Origin of the sequence: Bacillus sp. FSL L8-0099 (assembly GCF_038006385.1) — a bacterium.
Taxonomy (GTDB): domain Bacteria; phylum Bacillota; class Bacilli; order Bacillales; family Bacillaceae_G; genus Bacillus_A; species Bacillus_A toyonensis.
In genome coordinates this window covers 1,761,154-1,783,831 of record NZ_JBBOVC010000001.1, presented here as the reverse complement: position 1 = coordinate 1,783,831, position 22,678 = coordinate 1,761,154, and the positions used below count along the sequence as shown (strand labels likewise).

Genomic DNA, 22,678 nt, shown 5'->3' with positions numbered 1-22,678 from the left:
ATAGTTACATTGCAATCAATTTATTATTTAGAACTACCTCCTTTTTGAATATAGACAAGATAAAAATAAATAACATTAAACAAAAAAAACCTTACTCAAAAAGGAGTAAAGGTTTTTTTACAATACAAATAAATGATTATTAAGACAGCTCTGCAAAAATCCCAGAGGTGTCTTTCTATCAAATCGTATACCACTCCCTCGTTGAGTTTTAGCACTGTATAGCATAGGTTTTTATAACCAGCTACATTAAAAAGGGCCTTAATCCGACCGTTCCTGTTGACCCATTGGCGTCTCTCGACATTTTTGGGCAGCAGCGTTTCTCTATACAGGAGCCTCACCTAACAAAGATTATTGAATTACTTCAAAATTTAAACCAGAATTTAATATTTGTCAACTAACTTTCGATTTGATTCATAAAAAATTCTTTTTTAGAGAAATGTAATTAGATTCTATTACAAATTTGAAATTCTGCTTAAAAGATATAAAATTTAAATACAATTAGTTCGAAAAAAAGTTATAAAACATATGAAATTTCGTATAAGAAACTTATTGTTTATAATTAATTTGTAACTTTATAGCAGAAGTTGCATCATTAATCATACCGTACTTCAAAAGAACATTCTTCAAAAAATCTTATTTTATGATTAAAATCTTCTTTACTGTTTATCAAATTTATATGGTTAAACTGCTTAATCAAATTATACATTCCAAATCGCAAATATGTATCTATATGAGACAATTAAATACAATTTCTCATATCATTTCTCAAAGATTTATAAAGCAATAAAGAATATAAAGTTAGCAATACGTTACTTGACAGGCAAAAAAAAAGTATTTATGCTGGCTACACGAAACTAACACATAAAATTTATATTGCTAAACCTGTTAGGTGAGGCTCCTATACAAACACAGGCTATTGCCCAAAAATGTCGAAAGACGCCAATGGGTAGAACAGGAATTGTCGGATTAAGGCTCTTCTTAAGATAGCTAAGTAATGAATTTCCATTACTTTACGTTGTATAGTGCCAAAGCTCTACTAGGGGGAGAAAAGCTTTATTTAGTCATGCCATTTTGAAATCCCCCTAGTATGTAACTAGGGGGATTTTTACGTAAGAAAACAGGGTGTAAGCGATAGGATCTCTCAAAACAAAAATACTATTTATTAATTGGTGAGAACAAGATTCTATTCATTAGCAAATGTAATATTAAGTGTTAATGTAAATCAGGAGGATATAAAAATGAAAAAAATATTAAAACTCGATTATCTATTGCTCCTCCCTCTATTCATAACATGTACTTTAGGTATTATCATGATGTATAGCGCGAGCTCCATTGTAGCTGTTCAACATTACGGTTATAACAGTAGGCACTTTGTCGATTCTCAATTAACAAAGCTATTTTTAGGAACAATTGGGCTAATAGTTTGTGCTATTCTCCCATATGAAATATGGAAAAAACGAATAGTCTCAACCTGTATTATGATTGGGGGAATTTTTTTGTTAATTATGGTTTTATGGAAAGGAAAGGTCGTAAATAATGCTCAATCTTGGATCTTTGGAATACAGCCAGCTGAATTTCTTAAATTAGGAACAATACTTGTAACAGCCCGTTTTTTTGCATTGCGACAAGGACCAGTTAAACAAACTTGGTTTGGGGGCGGAAAACTTTTATTTTTTTTAGCTACAATTTTTTTCCTAATCTATAAACAGCCAAACTTAGGATCTGCTCTTTTAATATTAGGTATAGGTTGTAGCATATTTCTTTGCTCGGGAATAAATATAAATCTATTAATTAAAAGAACTATACTCGGTTCTATTTTTTGGTTACCTATTTTATATTTTTTGATTCAATTTAGTTTGTCAGAAGTTCAAAAGACACGTATTACTACGATTCTCAATCCCTTTGTTGATGCACAAGGGAATGGATATCAGCTTGTAAATTCTTTTATTGCCATTGGCTCAGGAGGAATTATTGGACGTGGATTCGGAAATAGCATTCAAAAAACTGGTTATCTCCCAGAACCACATACTGATTTTATAATGGCAATCGTTTCTGAAGAATTAGGATTTATTGGTGTATTCATTATAATGACCGGAGTATTAGCTATAGTTCTTCGCTCACTAAAAATTGCACAGCTATGTGAAGATCCCTTTGGAAGTTTTATAGCAATTGGTATAGGCTGTATGATTGGTATGCAATCTGTTGTTAATTTAGGCGGTATTACGGGAATACTTCCTCTTACGGGTACCCCATTTCCATTTGTAAGTTTTGGTGGAAGTTCTTTAATGGTTAATTTAATAGCAATAGGAATACTACTTAATATTTCAATTTTCAATAAAATTAAGTTTGATAATCATAATATATAATTATCAATATAAGATTCTATTTTTAATGGATGAATTCTTTCTCGTTTTGGACAGACTGATTCCGTAAATCAATCTGTTGTTTTTTCATTAGAATTATTGCTAAACAATAAAATAAACACAGTAAAAAAAATATAACATTGTAAAAATCCGTGGCAAGGGATGAAGCATTCATAATGGCTGAGAAAATATATATATAATTGGCTGGTCTCAATTCTTAAAATTCTTTTTATTATATAGATAAGCATAAAAATATTAGGAAGTTAATAGTAATATATATCAGATAGAAATTATTAAATCAAAAGAAAAAGCAATCATTGAAAATATAAAGCATTAAAGACAAGGCAAAAGATACACGAAACAAAGAATACGGATGCAAAAAATGAATCAATTTACGTATAGAGTACATTTAAAATACAGTTTTCAAGAGAAAACATTTAAGTAAAGCTTTACTACAGATTGGCGGGCAACCTTTAACAGACGAAACACCTCCTATTGTTAGAATGCCTACAAAAGCAAATAAAACCTGTTGTTTGGATTTATTTTCCTTTCATTTAGTTATTGTACTAGTAATTTATTCCATTTCAAAGATAGTGATGGCTACTATCATTCTTCTAGGAATACAGAATTATTAATGCATTCATTTTTGGATATTTATCAGTTCCAAGTTAACAATTCTAAATAAAATTACCCTTTAGGAAATTAAAGTGGAATGATATTTGCCAACAGGAAATTTTGCTAAGAAAGGACAGGGAATAAGACTATTGGTAGAGCTTTTACTGGAATTAATTGTGAGATTAACGTAAATTGCAAGAGTACGCTCGTAAAATTATGATATATATAAATCAAATCGGAGTGAATACGATATGAGAGCGGTCGCGAAAAAAGTAAAAATAATACGTTTGCAGGATGAATATTGTAAAAATTGTAAATATCAAACGGATGTAGAACAGTATTGTATTGAACAATGCGACATAGGAAAAAAACTTATTACGCTGGGTAAAAAAGAATTTAGAAAGAGATCGACAAAAGTAAAAACGATAGAAGAAAAATGGGATGAAAAGTGCAAACAAGCAATAATTTTATATAATCAAGGAGTAAATTATCCAGATATTGCAAAGGAAATGGGGTGCCACGTGAGTAATTTGTATAAAGAGCTCAAAAAACGTGGATGGTTACAAATGTAAAATCATGAAATAAATCCCCAAACAAGTTATACGATTGGAACATCCTTTGTATTTGATATGAACTGTATACTTGCTTATTTTCAGCAATTACAAAACAAACTATTTCATTTATATGTTCTAATTTTTGATTATCTAAAATTGGTATTTCACACCTTCTCATTTTTGAGGAAGAAGTCTTCTTTCGGAAAACGATAAAATTTTAACATTAAATTTCTGGGTTATAATTTCTAAAAAGAAAAACACCCGTTCTGATTAAGGACGAGTGTTTTTCTTTTTAGGTTATCTGACAGGGATAAACTTCCATGAGCTAGGTTTTTGTTTTTTTTCACCTAGTACAATCCAATTTTTCTTTGCATTTATATTCTCATAATTTAATGGATAGTCATCTGTAAAAATATTATATTCTGTAGGATTATCCAGGTTAATTTTAATTTTAAAATCAGCTAAACTATCAGATTTTTGAGCAAGGTGAATCCAACTAGAATAATTGGACCAATTTAAATATTGGAATTGGTCGTAATTTGAGTGCTTCATGCGAAGATATATACTCTCTCCGTGGTGTAGCTTTGCATCATTTTCTTTGTAGAATTCAAACTCTATAGGTGTACCAAATAAAGCATTGTTTTCTTTATTTGCAAGTGTGACATAATCGTAACGATTTGCTAAATACCATTCAAAAGTTAGACCTTGATAAGGAGATTCACTTGGTACGATATAATAGTTTTTCCCTGCTTCTATGACATTTCCTTCAATATCATAGATTAATGCAGTCTCTATACTTGGAGCTTTCACATTTTTAGTAAAAGTTTTAAACCAAAGATTTAAGAAACCTGCTGTATTACGCTGAGCTTCTCCTAAGCTCCGCTGCACAGCTGGGGTAACCATTTCTTGCCACAATTGTGCCTTACCACTATTATAATACTTAAATGTTTTATCATTAGTAATATTTTGGATTTCAGGTTTAGCTACTCGAGCTGCATAATCAATCCATTCTTCAGGTGTAGATAGAGAATTGTTATAATTCCCTCCAGTATTGACTGCAAATTGATTTTGAATGGTTGTAACATAATTTTCAAAGTAGCTATGATATTTTATAGCTCTCGTATCAATTGCGGTAAAATTTGCTGCATGCATAGGTTGAGTAGCATCTGTAAAGTAGTGCGTGGCTACTCCTAAGTAATAGAAAGCTTTTTCATAGTCCTTATTTCGTAAATGTTCTCCAGATTCATAAAAGTATTTCTTACCTTGTGTAAGAGCCGTTGGATTTGTTTCTCCTCTATAATTTTCTTTAGTATCAGGATCATAAAAATGAGATTTCCATCCGCCTTTAAAAACGCCACCTATTCCTGTACCACCATCGTTAAACTCTGCATTATAATCTGCATCATATAATCCTTTAGAAAATAAATCTTTATATTGTGGATAATTTAAAAAGTCCACAGCCTGCTTATTTGCTTCAATATTAGATTCTGTTTTCATAATTTCAATAGCTTGTTTTGCAATCCATAAATGTGTACTTTTATCAGAATGATACGGAGCTTCTGCAGACCATCTTGCAGTAATAGGATCATTCTCATTTAAATCAATTTGATCGAGATGAGCATAGCTACTTTGAGGACATACTCCTAAAATAGTTAAAGTCACTCCAGCTATACATAGTGTTGATACGATTTTTTTCATTTTATATTCCTTTCTAAATATAAAGATTCTTATGCGGATATTCATCTTAATAACCACAGTTAAATAGCTCTAATAAAAGAACAATGAGCAAAGGCTAACTGCTTAATTTTTGTCTTAAAGGAATACCACCACACATCGATCAAATTAAAAGTTTTAAATTGATCCTAAACAATAATTTTCCTTCTCTACCTCTAGTTATATATAAAAGCACGTCTTATTTAAACATATTTTTTTATGTAATTTTGCATATCCAAATATAGGGGATGAAATAACCTTCCATATATAAATGGATAGCATGTTCCATCCCTTCATGTTTCTTCCCACACTTACGAGGACAACCCCGCTGTCCCCCTTTTTTAACAATGTCTAATCCGACTCTTTGCTTTTCTTTCAATAACTCTCGTTCCCATTCAGCAACACCTTCAATAATATGAAGGAGCATTTTTCCAGTTGCTATTCTTGTATCAAAATTATAATCCAGACTAACTATATGAACATTTCGCTTTTCCAAGTTTTGAGCGAGTTCTAACATGTGTTTTAAATTTTTAGCTAATCAATTCATCCGAGCTTCAACAACTATATCTCCTTCTTGAGTTCCACCACACACCTATCAAGCTAAGAAAATATAACTACTCCCAGAACTAGATTTTGTCCTAATATGTAATAAAAAGCTCTTTTTTCATTTTGGGGTTGATTTGTTTTCTTAAGTTAATGGGCATGGAGTATCGCTACATGCCCATCGACCTAAGATTTTAAAGTACCTCTAGAACGAAAATTTTATGCACCGTTGACTACTAATCTAAAATGTACATCCCTTTTGTTTACTAGTGGTTCACTTATCTAACCTAAAGATAAGTATGTGGTCCTTTTACAATTTGAATTTCTTTTTAAGCTTCTTATATTTTCTATATGAACGTCTAACAATGTTTAACATGAAATACGGTATTTTAACAGGGAGAGGCAATTTATAAATGAAAGGCAAGTAAAATGTAAAATATGCCTTTTCTAGATCTCTCCACTTACTATCTTCTTTTGTTTTTAAGAAATCAGATACATCGACTACATATCCCCTTCCGTTTTCCATCATCACATTTTTCCCGTGAACATCACAAGGAGTTAATCCTTGTTCTCTTGCATACTCTAAAGCTTCATTGATATCGAGGATTACCTGCTTAGGAATTTTAATCCCCTTATGAATAGCATCGTATAAGGTAATTTCTTTTAAACGTTTCAATACTATGAAATTTTCTCCTTTATATATAAGCCTCGAATAAGAAGGATGATTTCCGATTCTTCGGTATACTTCTGACTCTTTTTCAATTCCTTCTCCTTTTCGCGCATAAACTTTCACTACCCAACCTTTGTGTTCTTTGTGCATAAATACTGCAGCATAATTACCTGTCCCTAAACACTTCCAAAGTCTAGGAATATCTTTAACTACTACAGGCTCGAATTCATCCTCACTTCTTATGCTTACCTCTTTTAATAATTCGTCCTTTATCAATCCCACAAAACTATTTATACTCATCATTTCCACTCCGTTTTTGCTAAAAGGGGTCCCACCCCATCGCTATTAAGCTAAGAAAATACAACTACTCCAGAACGAGATTTTGTCCTAACTTGTAATAAAAATAAATCCTATTGCTATAAAAGACAACAATTTTTCGTTCTTGGAACATCATAAATATTAACTTTATAACAGTGGGCTAGTTTAAAATTGCATCAAAAACCTAATTGAAATTAAATCAGGAATGTTATTTTAACCTGCTAATTTGCAGATGAACTATTTTTTATTTCATAACAATCCACCAATATTCCTTATATTTGGAGCGTAGCATTTCCGGAGGAATTATTTTAATTTCTTTATCGAAAGACAAAAAATACTGAACCAGAAAATCCATCTCCTTTTCTCCAAAAGTCACAATAATGTATTTGTTTTGTTATTCTTCTTGAAGAGACATGTTATCGTAAATGCGTTTATAGAATTGTTCAACCCCTTTCTCACTAACTTTAAAAGAAAAAGGTCGTTGTGTATTGAATTGTTTTCTATATAACGAACTAATTGTCTCTTCAGTAAAAGGAATGTTTTCCTCATCTTCATACTTTGTATATTGAATATAGTCACAACGGAAATTTCGAAATTCTTTTTTGTCTAAATCCCAACTAAAGCAATACCAATTTCTATTTGTAATTAATAATCTTAAGTGTTAAATGATTCAATGATTGTTACCATAGCTACAATCATTGATTTCTATTACCTTTTTATTCAGTATTGCAGAGAAGAGTTCTCCTAAAAAGTGCGATTCCTTTTTTTGATTTATTCCTACAAATTGGATAACTTGATCTGCCTCATGAACTATCTCTTTTTGCCTCTTTGGGGTCCCATATCAAAAAAAGAAAATTGTACGTTTGGACACAATTTAGACACAAAACATCCGATTCCTTGTACGGTAGGGGATCGGATGTTTATTTTACTATTTTATATCGTGTACAATTTCTCGCTTACGAGGTCTGTGTAGCAACCGAACCAAATCTTACTTTAAGTATTAGTGGATATCAAAAATAGTAATGACTAATCCAGATTAACATCCATCCGATTCACAATTACATATACCAATATGTTAAATGGCTAAATAATACAAACGGTATGAAGTGAATTTCTACTCTTTTCATACCGTTTTACATTTGTTTATAAGTTTCATACGAAATTCGTGGAAAGATGGCAGCATCCCTTTTATAACCAGGGCTCAAAAGTTACCATACCTGACAAGGGAAATATTAATGTAACGCTAGTTCCTCTATTCACTTCAGATTCAATGCCAATTTTCAATCCTAATTTTGAACACAGTTTTTCGCATAGATACAAGCCCATTCCTGTACTTTTGCTGAATCTTCTTCCATTCTCTCCAGTAAATCCTTTCTCAAAAACTCTATTTATATCTTTAGTTACTATCCCTACTCCATTATCCTCTATAGTTAGTATTACTGAGTTAGTTTTCTTAATTGAGTATATACGTATCATTTGTTCTTTGTTATTTGAGTACTTTATAGAATTTCCTATTATTTGATTAATAATAAATTCAACCCATTTTCCATCACTATATACAATCTCATCAATATCCTGTATATCTAATTTTATTCTCTTATGAATAAAATCTCTATAATTTCTTCTAATTACAGTTTTTACTACATCATCAAGGTTGATACGCACAGATTTTAAATTCGGATGGTTTGCTAGCGTTTCGTTAAAGTGTTGGTCGTACGCTTTATAGGAAAAGCCCTAATTTACTTCTTCATATTCCTTCATAATTTTATAAAAGGTGTTTTTCTTTAGTTCTAACATTTCCATAAATATAACAACAGTTATTTCTCTATTCTTCCATTTTGAATGAGTTTCCTCTATGTATGTATAATTATATGTTTTATATCACTTTAAAGGATATTTCTACATTTCTATTAAAAATCTTTAATGGGCGCCAAACTTTAAAATAAAAGTCATAATTAATTCAAAAATAAAGGAAGACATACAAGAGGTACCGCCCATGCATATCAACTTAAGAAATTGATTGTTCCCCAAAACAAAAAAACACTACATTCTCATAATTCACTGTTGTAGTGATATGAATTTTTCGTTTTGGGATACTTTAAAATATTAGCTTGATAGGTATGGGACAGCAGTCTAATATGCTTGAATTATAATCAGTGTAAGCAGCTAAAAAAGTAATTGCTGGAATAGAAGTTAAGCATATGATCAAAAAAGGACAAACTCTCCAAGGTGAGAAATTTGTCCAAAACCATAATCTATTTGATTTCACAATATAAAATTCAATTCCGCTAGCAATCTTTCTTTTTTCATATCTCACGATTTTCACATGAGAACCCAAAATAGTGGATTAGAATAATGATTTAATACTTGCTAGTACAGTAAGGATACCTATAATAATGACAAATACATTGCTCGCTTTCCCTTTGTATTTAGCTAGTACCGGTACTTTATAGATTGCATACATCGGTAATAGACATAAGATAGCAGCTACTAACGGACCGCTAAGAGCATCAATAAGTCCAAGAATACTTGGATTTGCATAAGCAACATACCAGCATGTTAATACGACAAAAGTAAGGATGATTGTCTTAACTGTTTTTTCTTCTATATCTTTCCCGCGTGTTTGACTGGACTTGATAATCATGTCACGCATTACTTCATATGCTCCTATATAGTGTCCAAGGAAAGACTTTGTTATGGCCGTAAAAGCAATGATAGGAGCTGCAATAGTAATTACAGGCGAATTAAGCTCATTAGCAAGATATGATAGGATTGATAAGTTCTGTTCTTTTGCCATCATGAGATCATTTGGAGTCAAACTTAAGGTACTGCTCCAAACAAAGAACATAACAACAGAGAATGTCATAATATAACAAACCTTTTGTATTTGAGCACACTTGGCATCAGTAGCTTCTATTCCATAGGTAGCTCTTTGTTTCATAACAAATGATGAAATCATTGGAGAATGATTAAACGAGAATACAATGATTGGTAGAATCATCAATATCGTTCCAAAATATCCTGTTCCTGTTGAAGCAGTAGAAACATTTGAAAAACTAAGCATTGACGTATTCCACTGTGGAATCAAAGATATTGCGATAAAAAGTAAAGAAGCTATGAAAGGATATACGAGCATGCTCATTATTTTCACAGTGATATCTTGACCAAAATTTAGTATAGCGATAAGACCAAGTACTAATACGAGCGATAAAATGGCTCTTGGAGGCTCTGGCATATGCAATTGATGCACGATAAAACTACTTGCAGTATTTGTAAGTGCAACCGAATACATCAGCACGATCGTATAAATTGAAACAAAATATACTATGTTAAAAATAATACTTGCCTTATTTCCGAAATACTCTCTTATTGTCCCTGTAATCCCCTCATCAGCAGAATTAGAAGCGTAAATCATTTTAGCAAGCGCCCTGTGTGAGTAATACATTACGGGATATGCCAGTATGGTAATTAGTAGTAATGATAATAAACCACCTGAACCTGCATTAATAGGTAAAAAGAGTACTCCTGCTCCAATTGCTGTTCCAAAAAGGCTCAATGCCCAGGTAGTATCCTGCTTATTCCACTTTTTAGGATCTGGATATTTATCATTTTTTACTGCTACAGTATTATCAGCTTGAAATTCTATGTTTTTTGCAGTATTCCCATTCATATAATACTTCCTCCTTGTGTCCTATTCTTACGTCTCTTTTTAGACTTAGGAATATAGATCGTTCTTGAAAAATGAATTACTTAAAAAGTGCGCCACATCGTTTATCCTTCTTCTCAGTTAATCGAAATCAAAAATTCCACTAGTCATCAACCTGATGGGTTTGTTACCACTTACAAAATGTTTCAATTATATAGTAGTATATTTTAGTGGTAATTCCCCCAATATACAGATATCCTTAGGCAAACAATAGAGAATAAATTTGTTACACTTTTCACAATATATCCGATAACTATTTATTGATTTGATTGTTTCTCTCCAAAGATTTTATTTTTAATGGAAATCCCTGTAGGTGTAGCGGCAATTCCGCCTAAACCTGTCTCTCTTAACTCGCGAGGCATCTGTCTTCCAACTCTATACATCGCTTCAATAACTTCGTCAGCATTGATGATATTGTTTACGCCGGCTAATGCGATATCCGCTGCTGCTAAAGCATTTGCCGTTCCAATGGCGTTTCTCTTTACACAAGGAATTTCTACCAAACCAGCGACCGGATCACACACTAAACCGAGTAAATTTTGTAATGCGGTTGAGAAAGCTTCAGAAGATTGTTGTGGTGTTCCTCCGGCAGCTTCTACCGCTGCTGCAGCCGCCATTGCTGAGGCACTGCCCACTTCAGCTTGACATCCTCCGTACGCTCCTGAAATACAAGCGTTGTTTGCGACTATCGTTCCAAATAACGCTGAAGTGAATAGAAAATGAATCATATCTTCATGACTTAACTGCAACGTATCTTTAATACTAAATAAGACTCCCGGGATTGTCCCACTCGCACCTGCTGTTGGAGTTGCACAAATAGCCCCTAATGCAGCATTTACTTCATTAACACCGATAGCACTTTGAATCCCTAACACCATCAAATCGCCAGAAAGTGTTTTCCTATTTTCTCGATAATTTTTAATCTTAACAGCATCACCTCCGGTTAAACCGGTTGGAGAAAATACCCCGTCGCCCTCGATACTTTTATTTATGGCATTTTCCATAGTCGCTAAATTTCGTTCCATTTTACTCCAAACTTCTTCATAAGAAGTTTTAGTTTGTTTGATTTCCTGTTCCATTGCTAATTCATAAATTGGCTTTTGGCTTTTATTAGCTGTATCCACAATTTCTTTTATGGTCATATACATTTTTTTCACTCCTTAATGGAACTAAAGAATAATAAGGTTAGCTATATTACTTAAATTTCCCAATTCCTTCTGCGCATTACCAGGCAATAGAGAATCCAAAGCGAATGCATATAAATATTTCTTGTTATCTTCTAAACTATGAAAGTTGTTAATTTCCACATCATATTGTTTAAAGATCCTTCGTAAGACAAATTCAAAGTCAGCTCTTTCAGAAATCGCAATAATAACTGGCAATGGCCCCTGCAGATCTAAGCTAAATCCGTCAATTTCAACATGTTTGACTTCAATCAATCCACCACCGACCGAAATACCCATCGTTCTAATACTTCGACTTTCATCCTCTAAATGTACATCTGCCGTATTTGGATGACCAGCAGGACTATCACCCGCTTTTTCAATAAAGGTAATGTCAATTCCTTTAGATTCTGCTATTTTAATAGCATCTGGCACTTTGCTGTCATCGGCAGCAAATCCCAATATCCCAGCAATAATTGCAAAATCAGTTCCGTGACCTTTATGGGTTTCAGCAAATGATTCATAATACTTTACCACAACTTTTTTTGGAAGACCTTGAAATAATTTATTGGCAACTGTTCCAATAGCCAAGGCACCTGCAGTATGTGAACTTGAAGGACCTATCATTATTGGCCCAATCACATCAAAACAACTTTTGTATTTAACAATCTTTTTTTCTTTAATAGATGCTACATTCATATAAACACCCCCATAATTTGTTATTTTTAATTGCAGTTGAATCTAAGTTATTAAAATGACTGATTCAAAACAAGACCTCATTGAATACGTTTTCATTCTCGTGTCAAATACACTTCCTTTTAATCACATACCTTTCTTAGAGTAATCATGTCAGTATGTCCAATTTTAAAAGATTACTTGCAATGTCATTAGAATTTTTGCAAAAAACTAGGTTTGATACTTTCTCTAAAGGTAATAAATTCTCTCTCGACGCCCTCATTATAGCTTGTATATTTATGAGCTCAATATTTTTTTATTTTTAGAAAGATTGAATAAACAGAATCTTGAATGAGTAATAGACTACACTTAGCATGTAGCAATTGTGTCCTTTGTTTGAAGCTGTATTAGTTACTAGAAAAGCAAAAATAACACAGAGTTCCTTTCATTAACACATTGATTATATTGGAAAGTCATTATAATGATACTTATATTGTCCTTTGTTAAAACATCTAATTTTGGAAATGAAAGCTGTTGCAATAAATAATAAATGTAGATGACAATGAATCCATTAATGAAACATAAAACCATTTATTGATATTAATAATTAATTTTGTATTAATATACATTTTCAGAAAAAAGAAACTTCTTTTTATACTCTTAACTTGAAGTACTACTTTGACAATATTCACTAATTTACACCATCGATATCTACAGTTATGGAAACCCTAATTAGATTTAAAAAGAGAGAAGAACATTTGTGAGCTCTTCTCTCTTTTTTATTTACTTAAGATTACTATTCAAATTGCTTATTGCAATTACTTTAGCCTGACTTTTATATTATAAATCTAATTTCCATACTACTTCACAAGCTGATAAAAGGAAAAAAGTATCGATTCCGTCAAAATTAAATTATAAAAGAGCTTTGTTTTCCTGTAACAAATTATTTATCCTGCTATTCATTGGCAATACACTTCCACACTTAATAAATGTTCACTTTATATCCGTTTGCAATATTTGCACATACCACGCCTCCGATAATAATAAGTATTTGTAGCGCCAAACAGAGCTAATCCCCAAATTGGCCATAATAGCTCTGGACCTTCCAATGCCCATCCCCTATGATCTAGCCCCCCTTTATTAATAAACCCCTCGGATGTACATCAAACCAGCTGAAGTAACCATTATGGAAACAAGTGAAGCACACAAAAAACAACTCCAAAATCCACTTTTATTGTATATTTTGGAGTTACTTGACGTTTACCTTACAAACACAAGTAGAACAGTTCAAATCAATTGAACTGTTCTACTAAGGTTATTTCATTTTTTTAACCTAATTCCATTTTGACAAATTAAATTGCAGCTTCAACAGCCACTGCTATCACAAAAACTAAATCACTATATATTTTATGTTTAACTAGTTTTATTGATTATAAGAATATTCATTTTGGTTTTGCAACACCCTCAACGTGAATACATGTACTTTTTCATACGGATATTACTTACCTCTGTAGGTTCATAATCTCTGTATGCCTAAGTAAGTGTTTTAAAGCAGTTACATCAAAACATTAATTTTAATGTTTAATGATTTTTGATATTTCCTGATATTCCCATGTTTTTGAGCTACCCGACTGGATTTTTTTTGCTAATTCATTAGCATAGTTTGTTGTTGCCGGCGCAAATTTATTACGATCCCACTGATGATTTCTAGCGATTTGTTCATCAGACAGATTATAATATGAATAAGTTACTCGTCCTTGCACATCTGGAATTGGATCATCAAAAGTTGTATCAAGATGGTACCATTTCCCTTCAATTTTCACTTGATTCCAAGCATGTGGTTGTCCATTTCCAGTTCCGGTTACAATATGAGTTTCTATTCCAGCCTCTTTTAACAATTGATACGTTAATAATGCATACCCTTGACAAACAGCAGAGCGGTTTGCTAAAGCTTCATATGCTGTATAAGCTTGGAAAGAAGTATCATAAGAAACATGCTTTACGACATAATCATGGATTACTTTTACTTTTTCGTGTTCATCCATACCAGCTTTGATAATGGAATTAATAATTGATTTCGCTTGCGCCTTTACATAGTCCGTTTGTCCTTTGGATTCACGATATGTAATCTTTACTGTAAACGTGTAATTTCCTGGAATACCACGAACGGAATATTGCGTATGCGAAATATTATGATTCAAATATTCGTTAGATTCGACTGCCTTGTCATATTCTTTAACAAGTGTATTTAGAACCTCATTAATATTAGAGTTTTGGGATTTATATGTCATCGTTATATTTTCTTTTTGATTATTAATATGAGTTTTTATTTCATTTTGAAATGCGTCTAATAGTTTCCCGTCAGGTCGTGAATTATTATTTGCAGATGTAGTATTTGGATTCCAAACACCATTACTTTCAAGGTAGTACTGTTTACCATTATCTTGGATCCAGCCTGTTTGCATCGCCCCACTTCCATTGAAGTAGTACCATGCTCCATTTACCTGCTGCCAATTTGTTTGCATCGCTCCGCTTCCATTGAAGTAATACCATACTCCGTTTACCTGCTGCCAATTTGTTTGCATCGCTCCGCTTCCGTTGAAGTAATACCATACTCCGTTTACCTGCTGCCAACCTGTTTGCATCGCTCCGCTTCCGTTGAAGTAATACCATACTCCGTTTACCTGCTGCCAACCTGTTTGCATCGCTCCACTTCCGTTGAAGTAATACCATACTCCGTTTACCTGCTGCCAACCTGTTTGCATCGCTCCGCTTCCGTTGAAGTAATACCATGCTCCGTTTACCTGTTGCCAACCTGTTTGCATCGCTCCGCTTCCGTTAAAGTAATACCATGCTCCGTTTACCTGCTGCCAACCTGTTTGCTTCACACCGTTTACATTATAGTAATTCCATACTGATCCAGTTTGTTTCCAACCTGTATCAGCACTTGTATAAGTAGCTACTGTTGATCCCATCACTGTGAGACCGACTGCCATAGCTAAAACTTTTATATTCTGTTTCATAAATCTAATATTCCCCTTCTCTCGAGCTATTTATCTATCAAACATTAACAATGAGGGCGTTGCAAAACTAAAATAAATACTCAATATTATAAAGTGACACTTTCATTAGTAGATATTACTCTCCTCACTGATTGTTAGTTGATTCAATCGGGATTTTACGAGCAGTTAATGTGGGATAAATTAGACCAACTAGCCAAAAGATGACGATGCAACTCTTTGTCTTTCCGCTTATGAAACACATAATACATAGCCTCTTTGTTATAAGAGTTATCTTAGTCAATATTAGCGATTAAAGCAAGATTTGGCATTTATTTATCTATATAAACATATTAAACATATGGCACGTGAAATTTTTTTAACGGCGCATTATGGGGAAATTCAGGTCAAATGTTATGTTAATTATACGGAATTCAGATTTATTAACCATTTTGTTGTCACTTCTGTATACTGAGTACCTGTTATAATAAGAGGTTCTTTACATTCGGGACGTTTGCTTTTTGCAATATTGACTTGATGATCTATGTCTTTCAAACAGCTTTTAATATTTAGGATTTTTTGAGAATCATATTGTTAGCGATAATAGAATGTATGTAATTACGAACATTTATGTGTTGAAACGAAAATGAACGAATATTCAAAAATTAGCTTTCATATTTATAATAAATAAAGAGCACTTTTTAATGTTTTAAAAGTACTTTTAATTTGATGTTGATGTGACGTAACCTTAAGTATTTAGAAATTAAAAAAAGTCCCTTAATAATGTTAAAGGGACCTTACTCACACAAATAATCTGTAAATCAATTCATTTTTGATATACAGATCATTTGTATGATAATTTTTATAAATAATTGCTAAATAGTGAATTTACATAAATGCTTTTAGAAGTTCTTGAACTAATGGGATTGCTCCACCTATAAATTTTAAAACTGCCATTGCGATTTCCATATTATTCTCTCCTCTTTTTTCGTATTAAGATGTGGTTAATCTTTATACTCTCATTATAGTAAGCGCTTACAATTATAACAATACATTTCTGTATGCAATATTGCATATTTATACGTTTAGACAAAATTAGACCTCTATTAGTCATTCTTTAATGGTACCATAACGAGGTGAGAGTCTTTAAGGGTTCTCCTTAATAGGAGGAAATATGGAAAGAGTGCAAGAGATTGACAGTAATCTAAAATTTAAGGGTTGGGTTAAACAGGTATTAGCTGTAGGAGGAATGTTAGGGTTCTGCTACTTAGTCCTATATGTTTTCTGTTTCTTAGTTACTATGTAAATATTATACAACTAAACTAGTAGAGTCTTACCTAGAGAGGTAAGGCTCTTTTGTTTTGTATGAGATGAGCAAACTACATACAATACCTCTCAGGTTTGTCAGATTACTCTGTATGGCGCCTTTTTTCTCTATGTTCTAGGAACATTAACTCCTATCATTGAAAGGTAAATAAACTTCTATTTAAAATTTTTTTATCTTTGAAAAGGACTTACATCTTATTAATAGATTTGAATCATTTTTGCATATTATATTTATATTACCATATAAATATAATATATTAAAAATAATTTAAATGCAAGAATACTAGTAAGGGTACCGCAAGTATTTTTCAAAATAACGTAAGCTATGCGGAAAAATAAAATAAGCTGCCCATATGGACAGCTCATTTACATAATTATCGTTATCGGAATTTAACCCTCTAATATTCATTCTAGAAAGTATCCTAGCCAAAAACGGATGTTTAGTCGCTTTGTTTGAATTATGATTTTAGTAAGGAGTTTTGCTTTATCGCATACAGACAAAGCATTATCTTTATTTTCAATCGGATTTTCCCTGTCTTTTGATAAATCATATAGGTAGTTTAATGTCTTAATAAATCCTTTTAATGAAGATGCTATTATCCTTGGATTCCATTCACCTTCGCCATGTTCCGCAGTATATATTGGTAAATATCTTCTACTCATATCTACAAAGATAGGGTTTCCATATTCCTCCTCGTGCCCTATGACAAACCAAGACTGTCTCCAATCTCCTTTATTATCTATGCTATACCCCAATTGTTCCTTTTCTAATGCACTATTACTATAAATTATTAATCCACTATATCCAATAGATAGTTCTTTTTCTTTAAATGTGTCTAATAAATTATATAATTCGTTAATTTGTAATTTCATCAGTAGCGAGTACAAGGAAGAATCCTAACCTCGCAAGGGAACCTCCTGTTTTGTTCCGAAATGCTGACGGTATAACATATATATATAAAGACACCCTAAGGTACCTTCCTTCGACTTAAACCATCTTAATTTTAATAATATGTATTGAACTCACACCAAATATTATTGTATCAAGCTGGTGTATAGCGATTATTGGTAAACCGTTTTGAAAATTTGCGTTTTGTTGTTACTATCCCATGCCCATCAAGCTAATATTTTGAAGTATCCCCAAAACGAAAATTTTCTTCGTTTTGGGGAACTACCAATTTCTTAAGTTGATGGGCATGTATGGTGACCCCTATTAGAGAAATTTACTAGGTTATGGCTTTGACTCGGTTTTTCTAAAGAATACATCAGGATTATTCTGTCCGTTCAAAATATTTCGATTGTCACCCCAAGCATGGAGCAATGAATGGCCTGGACCTGTAATAACTTGATTGTATTCACCCATATAACAAGAAAATACTCTTGGATCAAAATTCACGAAAACCCCGCCGCTTGGTATATGATTATTAGGCACTTGAGAAAATGCAGTGCTAACCATACTTTCTTTACCTACTTTACCAACACCCTTATGAAAAGAGAAAGTTTTCATAAACACACCAAACGTTCCATTACCTATGCCGCCAACATTATTAGGATCATTAAAGCGGTTATATTGAACATGAGCTCCCTCTTTATTGACAGCTACTGATGGAAAGAATGAATGGGGCAAATTATTGGAGATATTCACTTGAGTCCAGTTATTTCCTCCGTTTTGACTATAGGCTAAAAAGACATCGATAAAGATTGTACCTCCAATATTTCTACGTTGATTCCATACTACATAAATCGTACCATCTGGTCCTATACCCGCTTGAGGGATCTCAAACATCCTAATCACCCGTTGCTGCTCTGTTAATATAACAGGACGGAGTTCATTGGCTGGTCCGCATGGTACAACATCCGTAGCCGCTGCTGCAAATAGGCCAGCAGAGACTTGTACATTTATTGGGAAGGTATTTCCTCCATCGATTGACTTAGCCATACGAATGGAACGGTTCGCAGTATTTAGCTGAGCAAATGTGCCTGGCAAACGACTTTCATAAAAAACATATATATTCCCCGCTTTATCCACTACCGGAAAGGCTCCAAACACTGCATTAGCCCCAGCGACAATCGTTTGACTTGGAATAATAGGAGTTAATGTTACACCTGTTCCAAATTTTGAAAAACGAATTTTTGTACCTACATTAGGAGGGCCAAAGTCAGTCCATACAACATATAAAGCCTCATTTCCTGGATTATCAGCATCAGGACCTACTGTAATCCACGCTTTATCTTGATTTCCTGGATCACTAGCAGCTGGAGTCTGCCCTCGTCCAACAACTTGAGGAAGGTTCATAGTTATTGTTTTGTTTGGACTGATCGTTCCGGTTGAAACAGTGATTACACCTTCTTGCCTGCCTCCAATCAATTCATCCCCAATTTGTGAATAATAAAATACTCCATTTCTATCAACTGCTAAAGATGGATCACCAAAATTTTGACCTCCAGGATTGGCTGGTATTGACCCACCATCGGTCCAATTTTTACCTAAATCTTTTGAAAAGGAAAACCCTGAATAACTTGATGCCCCAGCTACCCCTGTGGCATTATTGGTATCATTAAATCCACACAAAATAAAATCTTTAAAACGCGCAAGGCTTGTCTCGCTTTGAGTTATATTTGGAAAACTAGCGATATCAACAGCAGGGTTATTCACTTGAACTTCTTTATCATTTGGTTTTGGTTTTGGCGGCATTTGATCACCCTTTCTATTATTTTTTTCAATATATAATATGAAAAAAACGAAAGAGTGCTTAGACTATTTAATAGATTTAAGTTTTTTTTGGAAGAGTCATTTAATCAATTAATTAGTCTTTAAACAAACCGAAAAAACCTTGCTGCTTTTGTTTCTGTACATCTCTAATGTTTTCAAGCAGGAGTGTTGGTCATATAAACATTGGTACCACTAAGTCGTTTACTACGAGGAGAATATTTCATTCCTTTCTTTTTTTCTCGTACAACGTAATTAATGCTGTCAACATACCAAAAAGAGTCCTGATTGATAAGGACTCTTTTTTGAACTTTTACAAAAGTAAACTTTTAAACACCTAATTAAAATTCTATTATCTATTTTACCACTTGGACAGATACTGGCTTCCAACCCTGATTCTCTACCCAATCAATATCAACCTTATATTTTTTATTACTTTGTTTATCTCGTATATTACCGTAAGCTTTATTATTACCATTATTCCCAATAAAATCGAAAATCAATTGGCTCTCTGGAACATCAACAGCATAAGAAATTGCTTCTTTCATCTCACTCCAATCTACTGTTCCTTCTTTAAATTTCATTTCAGGTTTTGTTCCTTGCTTTGTACCAATTGGCTTCCAAGAAGGATTAGTTTGAGAACCCTTTTCTTGAGATACCGATTTTTCTGCTTTTTGTTTCTCTTCTAACAGTGCTGCTTCTTTCTCTTCATTTTTCTTCTCTTCTAACAGTGCTGCTTCTCTCTCTTCACGTTTCTTCTCTTCTAACAGTGCCGCTTCTCTCTCCTCACGTTCCTTCTCTTCTAACTGCGCTGCTTCTTTCTCTTCACGTTTCTTCTCTTCTAACTGCGTTGCTTCTTTCTCTTTACGTTTCTTCTCTTCTATCTTTGTTGCTTTCTTTTCTTGAGCAATTGCTTTCTTTGATGTATCAGAAGGGGAAAACAACTGGTATGTCACTACACCAACTGTCACTAATACCAAAGTAAATGCAATATTAAAAATCACCTTTTTACGACGATTTTGTTGTTTTTCTTGAAACCTGCTTACTTGTCCCATTTTTTAAACCTCCGAGTTTATTTTCTCTTCTAATCTTTATGCATTTCTTATAATTCTTAATATTTTTATTAAACGATGGAAATGAATTACAATTCCCATACAAGATTTCATATCATAATAAAATTTGTGTTTTTTCAAGCATCTGACATATGTTATTCAAAAATATTTTAATACATTAAAAATTGATAAGCATCTGTTCGTAAGAAACCTTCAATTTTATTCAAAGGTGATTCCAATTACGTCCACATTAGATCTCCTGTAGAAATCTTTTTAACAATTAAGCCTCTTCTTCCCTTATTTATAATTTTCAAATTAAACTGCCCTCTATGGTACAATAAAGATGTGTTGTTTTCTACTGGGGTATGTCGTAAAATCAAAAGGGATTTTATCTCTTTTACCTTTCTCTCAGAGTAACTTTCACCACTAGGAAACTCTATTATTCCTAATGTAATCTTTAATTCGCTTTCATCAAAAATCCAATCCTTATTAAGTTCCCTTATCTTTTGTATAAAGCTTCTTTTGGTTTTTCCTATATAGATTAATGTTTCATTCTTAGCATATACTCTAGAGATTGCAAATATTCCCTTCTTAAAAGCTTCTTCTCTATTATAAAAATCATTTAAACTATACAATCCATACCACTTAATATGTACTGTTTCTATTAACCTCACCTCATTTTTAGATAATATTATAATTTCTGAATGTTCAAATTATTATGGATACATAGCCTTGATTACTTGAATTATAAATAGTGCTTTTCAATAATACATTTTATTATTACTAATTTCAATAATGAATATGTATATATCATCATGAATTTCCTATCATTTGTTTCGTCAAGTAGGGGTAGCGTCAGGAAAATGCGCATTTACAACGTTAAGGAAATCCCCATATTAAAAAGCCCCATTTATCAACATTTATATTGAGGAATTAGGTTCTTTTCATTATTCCGTTAAAGCGCTCCTTTAATTGAATAACCAAAATCTCACCTCACTCATAATATCACTTAATTCTTATTAAACTAACGCACCTCGTTAGTTTAAATGTAATTCTTCACAAATTCTTAGCAGGTTTAGTTAAAAATCTTTTTTATATAAACAAAAGAACTGAGCGAAAAATAACGCTCAGTTCTTTTACAAACATCCCATTTCATAAATGTGCGATCATATTATTTTCGTACAGCTTCAAATGTAATGAGTTGGCTATCTGTTGATGGTTGCTTTTTGAAAGTATAATCGGCAGAACAAGTAATATCAGTTTTACATGAATCATTGAATCAGTAGCTTTACATAGAGATTTTTTAGATTCCACTGATGATCCTTGCAGTTATCACACTAAAACAGTTTCTTCAGTATATTCTATAAAATTTTAAATACAACAATTCCTTATGAAGCATCATCTACTAAGATAACCATCATTTTTTGAGAATTATATTGAACTTACCTTTTTAAATTGTGCAGATAATTTGCAGATATATATTAGCATAAGTACTCTCCATTCGAACATATGATGAAGTGAATGATAGGACAGGGAGGTATCATGATGTTTGCTTATACGTTAACTGCCTTAACACTTTGTTGTATCTCAATTATTATTACATCATATATTTCTAAACGTAAGGGTACCCTAATGGAGTATATGGTATTTATTATGTCTTTTAGTATGAGTATCGGTTTAAGTATAGGTTTTTATTTAGGTATTCTCTTTAAAGGGGAATTACTATATTCTACTTTGCTTGCTATTTTGATTAGTGGTTGTATCGGTCTTTTAGTCGGTCTACGTTTTCACCTATATACTGCCTTAGAAGGAATGTTCTCTGGATTAATGGCAAGTATGATGGGAGCAATGATTACAGAAATGCTAAATGCGCAACAAGCTCATAGTATACTATTCATTAGCCTTTTACTTTCTATAACGATAACTATGTCATGTATAATTCAGCTTTTATCAGAAACCTTTACTACTTATATCCATCGTCGGTTTCTATTATTACTCTCCATTGGCGTAGTAATTATCCTGACTGTATTCATAACGTTCCCAGAGCATGTCCCGCCAACCTCTTCCACAGAAGAACAACATAAACATTAGCAGCTATAATCGATTCCCTCTAATATTTCATTATATTAGAGGGGATCGATTTCATTAATTTTATTTCTTAACAGATGAAGATTAAAAACACTTTGAATCGCTAGTCCAAAATTTCTACATCTATATAATTGATAACACATTAATTTCATAGATATTCAATTCTCTTTGCTTGAGAAGGTA

General features: G+C 32.6%; 14 protein-coding genes, 5 pseudogenes and 2 riboswitches. Of the genes and pseudogenes, 4 read left to right on the top strand and 15 right to left on the bottom strand.

Annotated features, from left to right (window positions below; genetic code table 11):
• Nucleotides 1–185: 185 nt before the first annotated feature.
• Nucleotides 186–353: riboswitch (M-box (ykoK) riboswitch) on the bottom strand.
• Nucleotides 354–874: 521 nt separating this feature from the next.
• Nucleotides 875–1,051, top strand: a riboswitch (M-box (ykoK) riboswitch).
• 187 nt (nt 1,052–1,238) lie between these two features.
• Nucleotides 1,239–2,366, top strand: coding sequence for an FtsW/RodA/SpoVE family cell cycle protein (locus MHH42_RS09280; protein WP_000722112.1), 1,128 nt, complete (start codon nt 1,239–1,241; stop codon nt 2,364–2,366).
• Between the two features lie 863 nt (nt 2,367–3,229).
• On the top strand, nt 3,230–3,550 hold the full coding sequence (locus tag MHH42_RS09275; protein WP_001202918.1) for a helix-turn-helix domain-containing protein: 321 nt from the start codon (nt 3,230–3,232) through the stop codon (nt 3,548–3,550).
• Between the two features lie 279 nt (nt 3,551–3,829).
• Here the strand turns inward: MHH42_RS09275 and MHH42_RS09270 are convergent, their stop codons facing one another.
• From MHH42_RS09270 to MHH42_RS09250, 5 genes and pseudogenes are all read right to left on the bottom strand, one after another.
• A complete protein-coding gene (locus MHH42_RS09270; RefSeq protein WP_000725203.1) occupies nt 3,830–5,230 on the bottom strand; it encodes a zinc dependent phospholipase C family protein in 1,401 nt (466 codons plus the stop codon).
• 232 nt (nt 5,231–5,462) lie between these two features.
• Nucleotides 5,463–5,837 (bottom strand): annotated as a pseudogene (locus tag MHH42_RS09265) (recombinase family protein).
• A gap of 261 nt (nt 5,838–6,098) precedes the next feature.
• Entirely contained in the window at nt 6,099–6,758 is a 660-nt protein-coding gene (locus MHH42_RS09260; RefSeq protein WP_000026521.1) for a serine/threonine protein kinase, read from the bottom strand.
• Between the two features lie 412 nt (nt 6,759–7,170).
• Nucleotides 7,171–7,422: a WYL domain-containing protein gene (locus tag MHH42_RS09255; RefSeq protein ID WP_232300952.1), complete on the bottom strand. Its 252-nt coding sequence runs from the start codon at nt 7,420–7,422 to the stop codon at nt 7,171–7,173.
• 542 nt (nt 7,423–7,964) lie between these two features.
• Nucleotides 7,965–8,435: pseudogene (locus MHH42_RS09250) on the bottom strand (ATP-binding protein); the annotation flags it as partial.
• Between the two features lie 506 nt (nt 8,436–8,941).
• Here MHH42_RS09250 and MHH42_RS32400 point away from each other — a divergent pair.
• Nucleotides 8,942–9,052 (top strand): annotated as a pseudogene (locus MHH42_RS32400) (IS6 family transposase); the annotation flags it as partial.
• A 71-nt stretch (nt 9,053–9,123) separates the two neighbouring features.
• Here the strand turns inward: MHH42_RS32400 and MHH42_RS09245 are convergent.
• From MHH42_RS09245 to MHH42_RS09200, 10 genes and pseudogenes are all read right to left on the bottom strand, one after another.
• Complete coding sequence (locus MHH42_RS09245) at nt 9,124–10,446, bottom strand: aromatic amino acid transport family protein (protein WP_001014213.1); 1,323 nt, start codon at nt 10,444–10,446, stop codon at nt 9,124–9,126.
• Between the two features lie 293 nt (nt 10,447–10,739).
• A complete protein-coding gene (gene sdaAA / locus MHH42_RS09240) occupies nt 10,740–11,630 on the bottom strand; it encodes an L-serine ammonia-lyase, iron-sulfur-dependent, subunit alpha (RefSeq protein WP_000282015.1) in 891 nt (296 codons plus the stop codon).
• Nucleotides 11,631–11,651: 21 nt separating this feature from the next.
• Nucleotides 11,652–12,344, bottom strand: a complete 693-nt coding sequence (gene sdaAB, locus MHH42_RS09235; RefSeq protein WP_016108179.1) for an L-serine ammonia-lyase, iron-sulfur-dependent subunit beta — start codon at nt 12,342–12,344, stop codon at nt 11,652–11,654.
• A gap of 974 nt (nt 12,345–13,318) precedes the next feature.
• Nucleotides 13,319–13,523 (bottom strand): annotated as a pseudogene (locus tag MHH42_RS09230) (hypothetical protein); the annotation flags it as partial.
• A 371-nt stretch (nt 13,524–13,894) separates the two neighbouring features.
• Complete coding sequence (locus MHH42_RS09225; RefSeq protein ID WP_000812373.1) at nt 13,895–15,343, bottom strand: transglutaminase domain-containing protein; 1,449 nt, start codon at nt 15,341–15,343, stop codon at nt 13,895–13,897.
• An 864-nt stretch (nt 15,344–16,207) separates the two neighbouring features.
• Nucleotides 16,208–16,394, bottom strand: a pseudogene (locus MHH42_RS09220) (hypothetical protein).
• Nucleotides 16,395–17,050: 656 nt separating this feature from the next.
• Nucleotides 17,051–17,533: a hypothetical protein gene (locus MHH42_RS09215; RefSeq protein WP_000287105.1), complete on the bottom strand. Its 483-nt coding sequence runs from the start codon at nt 17,531–17,533 to the stop codon at nt 17,051–17,053.
• A gap of 343 nt (nt 17,534–17,876) precedes the next feature.
• Nucleotides 17,877–19,340 carry a hypothetical protein gene (locus MHH42_RS09210; RefSeq protein ID WP_097854287.1) on the bottom strand — a complete coding sequence of 488 codons (1,464 nt, stop codon included), beginning with the start codon at nt 19,338–19,340 and terminating at the stop codon, nt 17,877–17,879.
• Nucleotides 19,341–19,711: 371 nt separating this feature from the next.
• Nucleotides 19,712–20,410, bottom strand: coding sequence for a YrrS family protein (locus tag MHH42_RS09205; protein ID WP_000532009.1), 699 nt, complete (start codon nt 20,408–20,410; stop codon nt 19,712–19,714).
• Nucleotides 20,411–20,646: 236 nt separating this feature from the next.
• Nucleotides 20,647–21,081 carry a hypothetical protein gene (locus tag MHH42_RS09200; protein ID WP_002038451.1) on the bottom strand — a complete coding sequence of 145 codons (435 nt, stop codon included), beginning with the start codon at nt 21,079–21,081 and terminating at the stop codon, nt 20,647–20,649.
• An 871-nt stretch (nt 21,082–21,952) separates the two neighbouring features.
• Here MHH42_RS09200 and MHH42_RS09190 point away from each other — a divergent pair.
• Nucleotides 21,953–22,498 carry a hypothetical protein gene (locus tag MHH42_RS09190; RefSeq protein ID WP_000458513.1) on the top strand — a complete coding sequence of 182 codons (546 nt, stop codon included), beginning with the start codon at nt 21,953–21,955 and terminating at the stop codon, nt 22,496–22,498.
• The last annotated feature ends 180 nt before the right edge of the window (nt 22,499–22,678 follow it).